The 2,649-nt window shown below is 64.9% G+C and carries 3 protein-coding genes; all 3 read left to right on the plus strand.

Annotation, left to right across the window (positions count from 1 at the left end; genetic code table 11):
* Positions 1–495: 495 nt before the first annotated feature.
* The 3 genes from ACT6Y9_RS10280 to ACT6Y9_RS10290 are packed head-to-tail and all read left to right on the plus strand — an operon-like array spanning position 496 to position 2,604.
* The gene (locus ACT6Y9_RS10280) at positions 496–1,170 is read left to right on the plus strand and encodes an amino acid ABC transporter permease (protein ID WP_295478272.1); all 675 of its coding nucleotides are present in this window, start codon (positions 496–498) and stop codon (positions 1,168–1,170) included.
* Complete coding sequence (locus ACT6Y9_RS10285; protein WP_295478269.1) at positions 1,139–1,819, plus strand: amino acid ABC transporter permease; 681 nt, start codon at positions 1,139–1,141, stop codon at positions 1,817–1,819. Before ACT6Y9_RS10280 ends, ACT6Y9_RS10285 begins: the two co-directional genes overlap by 32 nt.
* Positions 1,820–1,821: 2 nt before the next feature.
* A complete protein-coding gene (locus ACT6Y9_RS10290) occupies positions 1,822–2,604 on the plus strand; it encodes an amino acid ABC transporter ATP-binding protein (RefSeq protein WP_443744463.1) in 783 nt (260 codons plus the stop codon).
* The last annotated feature ends 45 nt before the right edge of the window (positions 2,605–2,649 follow it).

Consider the following 2,649-nt stretch of genomic DNA (forward strand, 5'->3'; position numbering starts at 1 on the left):
TAGGGCTGGCGCACAACAAGCAATTAGAGCCTGCTACGCGTCAGCCCTGGCCGCCCGGAAGCGCCCGCCGGCGGCTCCCGCGGGCCGCAGCCGCGCGAAGGTCCGGACGCGCGGCCGGAATTCCGCGAAAATGCCGGCGCGCCTATGGATACTCCCGAATTTCTGAGCACAATCACCCATACTGGTTGCCCTGAGACAGGTATTACCCGCTGCATGGTTTCCCTCGTCTTGACGGCGGGTTCTTCCTACCTCACAATCAAATTCATCAATCACTCGTTCCATTTTTTAGAATTGGCTGCGACGATGCGAATGTACGCCTGTTGTTCTCGATCCGCCTCGAGCGTCTGTCCGCTCGAACGGTCCCGCGCGCGCATCCGCTAGGCTCCTCTTCAAACCCTCAATCTTCAGAAGGACCGGCGCAGCGCCCGCAGCTGCCCGGTCCTTCTTCGTTGATGAAGGGATCGGCCGCCCGGGCGCAGCAGCCGAAACCCAAAATTGCTTGACTACGCCTTCATCGACAAATTCCTGCCGCTCTACGTCGAGGGCGCGCTCCTCACCATCCGGGTGGGAGTCGCGGGCATCCTTCTCGCCTTCGCGGTCGGCCTCTTCTGCGCGGTCGTGAAGTCGCTGCGCGTTCCAGGCCTCACCGGGCTCGTGGGCGTCTACGGCGAGCTCTCTCGCAATACGCCGCTCCTCGTGCAGCTCTTCTTTCTCTACTTCGGGCTCCCGAAGATCGGGATCCGCCTCTCGGGCGAATGGTGCGCGATCATCGGCCTCGCCTTCCTCGGCGGGAGCTACATGGCAGAGGCGCTCCGCAGCGGTCTTGAGGCGGTGCCGAAGATCCAGTCGGAGTCGGCGCGCGTGCTCGGGCTCTCCGGCTGGCAGACGATGCGCTTCGTCGTGCTCCCGCAGGCGCTCGCGGTGGCGCTTCCCGCCCTCGTCGCCAACGTGATCTTCCTCGTGAAGGAGGTCTCGGTCGTCTCCGCGATTGCGTTGCCCGACCTCATGTACGTCGCGAAGGATTTGATCGGCAACTACTACCGCACCGACGAATCGCTGCTCCTTCTCGTCGCCGCCTACGTTCTGCTCCTGCTGCCCGTGTCGCTTCTGGGCACCCATCTTGAAAAGAGGCTCCGCCATGCCGGATTCGGGAATCTTCGTTCTGTTTGAGGGCCGCAACCTCGTGCGCCTTCTCGAAGGCCTCTTCGTGACGCTCAACATCTCGCTCCTTTCGGCCGCGCTCTCGATTCCGCTCGGCATCCTCCTCGGGATCGTGATGACATCGAGAAGCCGCCTGGTGCGCGCCGCCGCGCGGGCGTACCTCGAGTTCGTGCGCATCATGCCGCAGCTCGTCCTGCTCTTCGTGGTCTACTTCGGCTTCACGCGAAGCTTCGGCTGGAACCTCTCGGCCTGGGCGAGCGCCGTGATCGTCTTCACCTTCTGGGGAACGGCCGAGATGGGCGACCTCGTGCGCGGGGCGCTCCTCGCCATTCCGCGCTCGCAGTATGAGAGCGCCCGGGTGCTCGGCTTCTCGAAGTTCTCGCTCTACCGCTTCATCATCATCCCGCAGACGCTGCGTCAGCTCACGCCGCCCGCGATCAACCTCATCACCCGCATGATCAAGACCACGAGCCTCATTGCACTGATCGGCATGGTCGAGGTGCTCAAGGTCGGGCAGCAGATCATCGACGCCAACCGCTTTCACTACCCGACCGCCGCCCTCTGGGTCTACGGTGCGGTCTTCATCCTCTACTTCCTCGCCTGCTGGCCCGTGTCGCTCGCCGCGAAGAAGCTTGAATCGAAATGGAAGGAGCAATAGCCATGCCGCAGACCGAAGTCTTTCCCATCGAAGTCCGCGGACTCGTCAAGAAGTTCGGCGACGCGGTCGTGCTGAACGGCATCGACTTCCGGCTCCATCCGGGCGAAGCCGCCGTGATCCTCGGACCCTCGGGCTGCGGGAAGTCCACGTTCCTGAGGTGCCTGGTGGGGCTCGAGCCCCTTGAAGCGGGCGAAGTCCTGGTCGCCGGCCGGCCCGCAGACGCCCGCGGGGGCGCGCGCAAAGGCGTCGGCATGGTCTTCCAGAGCTACGACCTCTTTCCGCATCTCACCGTGCTCGAGAACGTCCTCCTCGCTCCGCTCGAGGTCGCGAAGAGGCCCAGCGCTGAAGTCCAAGCCGAGGCCGAAGCGCTTCTCAGGCGCGTGGGCCTCTGGGAGAAGCGCGGCGCCTATCCGCGCGAACTTTCGGGCGGGCAGAAGCAGCGTGTCGCGATCGTGCGCGCGCTCGCGATGAAGCCCGAGGTGATGCTCTTCGACGAGGTGACGGCGTCGCTCGACCCGGAAATGGTCCGCGAGGTGCTCGAGGTGATCGTCGAACTCGCCGACGCGGGGCTCTCCATGGTGATCGTCACGCACGAGATGCAGTTCGCCCGCGCCGTCGCCGACCGGATCCTTTTCTTCGACGGCGGCCGGATCGTCGAGGAGGCGCCGCCCGAAGTCTTCTTCACCGCTCCGAAGACGAAGCGCGCGGCGGACTTCCTCCACTCCTTCGAATACAACCGCCGCAGAAAGGACCCGCCGTCCTGCGCAGCCGCCTGCGCGCACTGACCGTCCCGAACGCGGCGCGCAGCGCCCTTCCTCAAGAGGGCGTCC

The organism is Sutterella sp., from assembly GCF_052272535.1.
In the GTDB taxonomy this organism is placed as follows: Bacteria; Pseudomonadota; Gammaproteobacteria; order Burkholderiales; family Burkholderiaceae_F; genus Sutterella.